This window comes from Deinococcota bacterium (genome assembly GCA_030858465.1).
Classification (GTDB): domain Bacteria; phylum Deinococcota; class Deinococci; order Deinococcales; family Trueperaceae; genus JALZLY01.
Genome location: JALZLY010000353.1, coordinates 1 through 5,286, shown reverse-complemented (window position 1 = coordinate 5,286; position 5,286 = coordinate 1). Strand labels below are relative to the sequence as shown.

The 5,286-nt window shown below is 68.8% G+C and carries 4 protein-coding genes; 3 read left to right on the top strand and 1 reads right to left on the bottom strand.

All coding sequences use genetic code 11. The features are described 5' to 3' along the window. Window positions 1–76: 76 nt before the first annotated feature. Window positions 77–1,207 (bottom strand): ROK family transcriptional regulator, encoded by a 1,131-nt coding sequence (locus tag M3498_17295; GenBank protein ID MDQ3461023.1) that lies wholly within the window; start codon window positions 1,205–1,207, stop codon window positions 77–79. Window positions 1,208–1,474: 267 nt separating this feature from the next. Here M3498_17295 and iolD point away from each other — a divergent pair, with 267 nt between their 5' ends. The 3 genes from iolD to iolG are packed head-to-tail and all read left to right on the top strand — an operon-like array spanning window position 1,475 to window position 5,222. Continuing rightward, window positions 1,475–3,334, top strand: a complete 1,860-nt coding sequence (iolD, locus tag M3498_17290) for a 3D-(3,5/4)-trihydroxycyclohexane-1,2-dione acylhydrolase (decyclizing) (GenBank protein MDQ3461022.1) — start codon at window positions 1,475–1,477, stop codon at window positions 3,332–3,334. Further along, window positions 3,331–4,227, top strand: a complete 897-nt coding sequence (gene iolE, locus M3498_17285; protein ID MDQ3461021.1) for a myo-inosose-2 dehydratase — start codon at window positions 3,331–3,333, stop codon at window positions 4,225–4,227. The genes iolD and iolE overlap by 4 nt, the downstream gene beginning before the upstream one ends. Then, window positions 4,224–5,222, top strand: a complete 999-nt coding sequence (gene iolG / locus M3498_17280; GenBank protein ID MDQ3461020.1) for an inositol 2-dehydrogenase — start codon at window positions 4,224–4,226, stop codon at window positions 5,220–5,222. The genes iolE and iolG overlap by 4 nt, the downstream gene beginning before the upstream one ends. The last annotated feature ends 64 nt before the right edge of the window (window positions 5,223–5,286 follow it).

Sequence of the window (5,286 nt, the reverse complement as noted above, 5' to 3'; positions counted from 1 at the left end):
CCTTCTGATTTGTCCTTGCTGATTTGTCCTTGCTGAGATGGCTGGGCTGAGATGGCTGGATAGCTGGATGGCTGGGCTACGAGTTCTCGGTGATCTTTTCACCTCCCCCCTCCAGGAGCGTCAGGGGTCGGCTCTCTTGCAGGGCCACGGCGAGCGCTCCGTAGATGCCCGCCTCGCCCCGCAGCGTCGAGACGGCCAAGGGCGGCAAGATGGGCGAGAGGCGCGCGAGCTTCGCGTGCAGCTCGCCCAAAAAGGGCGCGCAGCGGCTGCCGACGCCGCCGCCCAGGATGATCGCCTGCGGGTCGAGAAGGCTGGCTAAGGTCGCGAGGGCAAGGCTCAGGTGCTCGAGAAAGCCCTCGATCACCCCCTTGCCCGGCTGGCGTCCTGCCAGCGCCTCGTCGAAAGCCTCTTCGGGCGAGCCGCCGCCTCCGGCCTCGCGGTGCCTGCGGGCGAGCGTCGGGCCGCAGAGGAGTTCTTCCAAGTTGCTGTCCGGCTGACCCAGCAGGGGAGCGTAGCCGAACTCGCCCGCGCGCCCCGCGGTCCCGCGGTAGAGCCTGCCGTCCATCATCAGGCCCAGCCCCAGACCCGTGCCGATGCTCACGAAGACGAAGTCGCTCAGGCCCTGCCCGGCGCCCTGCCACTGCTCGCCCAGGGTAGCCATGTTGACGTCGTTCTCGAGGCTGACCTGCTCTCCCAGTGCCTCGCCGATGTGATGGATGAAGGCGGGGTCCTCCAGGGCCGGCAGGTTCGGGGCGTAGCGAACCATCCCCAAGACGGGGTCGATGACGCCGGGCGTGCCCACGGCCACCGCCAGAACGCGCCTCTCATCAACGCCGATTTGTGCCGTGAGCCGGCGCTTGATGCCCCCGAGCTGAGCCAGGAGCGCGGCCGCGTCGCCGTGGCCCGTCGGCTCCTGGTGCGAGGCCAGGACGCGGCCCTGCAAGTCGGCCAGCGCCGCGCGCGCGGCGCTGCCGCCTACGTCCATGCCGATGACGAAGCCCGCCTCGGCGTTGAAGTCGATGAGGATGGCGCGCCGCCCGCCCTCGCTCTCGGCGTAGCCGCCTTCGCGCACCAGCCCGGCCCCCAACAGGAGCTGCACGCCCGCCGACACGGTCGGCTTGCTGACGCCGAGCCGCCGCGCGATCTCGGCGCGCGAGAGCGGCCCCTGGTGGCGGATGAGCTCGAGGATGCGCTGAGTTACGTTCACGCCCGCTCCTTGGCTGCCAGACTTCGTTAGGCAGCTTTACTAAGTAATAGCCTGAGTCTAGCAGAGAAGATGGCCTTGATGCAAGAGTCCCTTGCAGCCTGCATCCCTAGCAGTCACTGCTCAGCGTTGAAATGCCGGCTTGAAATGCTGATAAGGTGAAGGTAAGGCTATCGAGAGACGCCAGCAGGCGCTCCGAGCCTTGGGCCAGCCGCCTAGCCTCGGAGAATTTTGGAGCCCCAGGGAGCTTGGAAAGGAAGCGAGAACGCCATGAAAACGGTGCGAATGACGACCGCTCAGGCCGTGGTCCGGTTCCTGAGCCTGCAGTGGAGCGAGCGCGACGGCCTTGAACAGCGGCTCATCCCCGGCATCTGGGGCATCTTCGGCCACGGCAACGTCGCCGGTCTTGGGCAGGCGCTCGAGGAATGTGGTCAGAGCCTCCCTCTCTATGTGCCTCGCAACGAACAGGCGGCGGTCCATGCGGCTATCGGTTTCGCCAAGATGAACGACCGGCTGGCGGCGATGGCCGTCACCGCCTCGGTCGGCCCCGGCTCGACCAATATGCTGACCGGCGCGGCCACCGCCACCGTCAACCGTTTGCCCGTCCTGCTCCTGCCCAGCGACACCTTCGCGAGCCGTCGGCCCGACCCGGTTTTGCAGGGCCTCGAGCACGACAACGAGCGCGATCTCAGCGTGAACGACGCCTTCCGGCCGCTGTCGCGCTACTTCGACCGCATCACCCGGCCCGAACAACTCCTCGCCAGCCTGCCCGAAGCGATGCGGGTGCTCGTCAGCCCCGCCGCCACGGGCGCGGTGACGCTTTGTCTGCCTGAAGACGTGCAGACCGAAGCCTGCGACTTTCCCGTGAGCCTGTTCGAGAAGCGCGTCTGGCGCGTACCCCGGCAGCCCGCCGAAAGGCTGATGGTCGAAGAGGCCGCAGGGATGCTGCGCCGGGCCGAGCGCCCGCTCGTCGTCACCGGCGGCGGCACGATCTATTCGGGGGCCACGGAAGCGCTCAAGCGCTTGGTCGAGGCGACGGGCCTTCCCGTCTGCGAGACGCAGGCGGGCAAGGGCGCGCTCCCCTGGGATCACCCTCAGCTCGTCGGTCCCCTCGGCGCCAACGGCGGCACCGCGGCCAACCGCCTGGCAAGAGAGGCCGACCTGATCCTCGCCGTCGGCAGCCGCCTGGGCGACTTCGTCACCGCCTCGAGGACGGCTTTCCAACATCCTGACGTAAACATTGTCGGGCTCAACGTCGCCTCGCTGGACGCCCACAAGCTGGGCGCGCTGCCGCTGGTGGCGGACGCGCGGGCCGGGCTCGAGGCCCTCGCCGGGGCGCTTCAAAGCTGGCGCGTTCCCGAAGGCTACGCGGCCGAGGCCCAGCGCCTCAAGACCGAGTGGGACGCGCTGGTGAGCGAGACCCGAAAGGTCGACGACCCCGAGAACCTCAGCCAGGCGGCGGTCATCGCTGTGGTCAACGAGTTTGCCGACAAGCGGGACGTGGTGGTCTGCGCGGCGGGCAGCATGCCGGGCGACCTCTTAAAGCTCTGGCGCGCCGAAGACCCCAAGAGCTACCACCTCGAGTACGGCTTTTCCTGCATGGGCTATGAGATCGCCGGCGGCCTCGGCGCCAAGCTGGCCGACCCCGCGCGCGAGGTCTACGTCTTCTGTGGCGACGGCTCCTACTTGATGATGAACAGCGAAATCGTCACCGCGGTGCAAGAGGGCCTCAAGCTCACCGTCTTGCTCATCGACAACCACGGCTTCCAATCGATCCACGGCCTGCAGCGTTCGCTGGGCAGCCCGTCTTTTGGCAACGAGCTGCGCTACCGCCAGGGTGCGCGGCTCACGGGCGACTATGTCGCGGTCGATTACACCGCCCACGCCGCCAGCATGGGCGCGCACGCCCTCTTCGCTGCGACGCTAGCTGAGCTCGAGGCGGCGCTGCGTGAGGCCAAGGCCCGGCAAGAGACGACCGTCATCGTCGTGCCCACCGACCCCGAGAAGCGCGTGCCCAACTTCGGCGGCTGGTGGGACGTGCCGGTCGCGGAGGTGTCGGAGCAGGACAGCGTCAGGGCGGCCAGAGCAGCCTACGAGGAGGCCCGCAAAGGGCAAAGGGTGCTGCTGTGAACGGTGGTGTTAAAAACAGGGTCGGCATCGGCCCCATCGGCTGGGTCAACGACGACATCCGCGGTTGGGGTCCGGGCTACAGCGGCGAGCGGGTGATGCGCGAGATGGCCGAGCTCGGCTATGAGGGCTCGGAGATGAGCTACAGCTACCCGCAGGACCCGCTCGAGCTGAAGAGAAAGCTTTCAGAGCACGGCCTCGAGCTCGCCGGCGCCTACCGCTGGACCAATCTCATTTATCCCGAAGGGCTGGATGAGGAGATGGCGAGGACGCGGGCGCACATCGACTTCTGCCAGGCGGCGGGCTCGAGCTACGCCAACGTCGCCGAGGGCGGGGGGTCGCTGCACTGGGACGCCCGCGGACCGAAGGAGGGGGTGGAGGCGCTCTCCAACGAGGCGTGGGAGCGGCTGGCCGCGGCCCTGGACGAACTCGGCCGCTACGCCCTGCGCCAGGGCGTGCGGCTCTCGGTGCATCCGCACGGCGGCACCGCCATCGAGACGCCCGAGCAGATCGACCGCCTCTTTACGCTAACCGACCCCGAGCTCGTCGGCTACTGCCTCGACAGCGGCCACATCCTCTACGGTGGCGGCGACCCGGCGGCGGTGACGCAGAAGTGGGTGAGCCGGGTGAGCTACGTGCACCTCAAGGACGTGCGCGGCGAGGTGCTGGCGCGGGTGAGAGCGGAGGGGCTGAGTTTTCTCGAGGCGGTCAAGGCCAATGTCTTTTGCACGCCGGGCGCCGGCGTCATCGACTTCGACCCGGTGATACACGCCCTGCGCGGGGTGAGCTACGGCGGCTGGTTCGTCGTCGAAGCCGAGCAGGACCCGGCCCTTCACGACCCCTACAGGGTGAGCGGGGAAGCTCGAGCCTTTCTCCGCGACAGGTACGGGCTGTGAGTTTGGGCTTCGGCGTCATCGGCGCCGGGCGCATCGGCCTCTTGCACGCTCGCAACCTCGCCGGGGGAATCGACGGCGCGCGCCTCGCCTGTGTGATGGACGCCTCGCCCCAAGCGGCGCAGCGGGCGGCCTTTGCCGGCGCCTATGGCACCCAGGACCTGGACGCGCTCCTGCGTGACCCCGAGGTGGACGCGGTGCTCATCGCCTCGCCGACCACGCGCCACGCCGCGCAGATAGCGGCGGCGGCGGCGGCGGGCAAGGCCGTCTTTTGCGAGAAGCCGGTGGCGCTGGACCTCAAAGAGACCGAGGCAGCGATGACGGCGGTCGAGGCGGCGGGCCTGCCCTTTCAGATCGGCTTCAACCGCCGCTTCGACGCGGGTTTCGCGGAGGTCGCCCGGGCCGTGCACGCGGGTGAGCTCGGGCGGGTGGAGATGTTCCGCAGCCAGTCCTCCGACCCGGCGCCGCCGCCCGAGGCCTACGTGGCGACCTCGGGCGGCATCTATCTCGACTCGGTCATTCACGACCTCGACATGGCGCGCTTCGTCGCCGGGGACATCCTTCGGGTGACGGCCCTGGGCAGGGTGCTGGTGGCGCCCTACCTGGCGGACTACGGCGACGTCGACACCAGCGTTCTGACGCTCGAGTTCGCCTCGGGCGCTATCGGCGTGATCCAAAACAGCCGCCGCACCGTCCACGGCTACGACCTGCGCTTAGAGGTCCACGGTGAAGCGGGCAAGCTGGTCAGCGAGGACGAGCGCGCCACCAAGGTCTGGCGCTACGGCGAGGGCGGCGTCCGCGGCGACTACATCCACTACTTCATCGAGCGTTTTCGGGACGCCTACCGCGCGGAGGTGCAGGCTTTCGTGGACGCCGTGCGGGGGGGCCGCCCGCCCAGCCCCGGCCCCCGCGACGCCATCGAAGCCCTGCGCGCGGCCACGGCCGCGCGGCGGAGCCTGCACGAGGGACGGCCCGTCAAGGTCAAGGAGATCGCATGATCAAGGTCAAGGAGGTCACATGATCGAGCACAAGATCGCCTCGAGCTTCAGCTCGAGCTCCCAG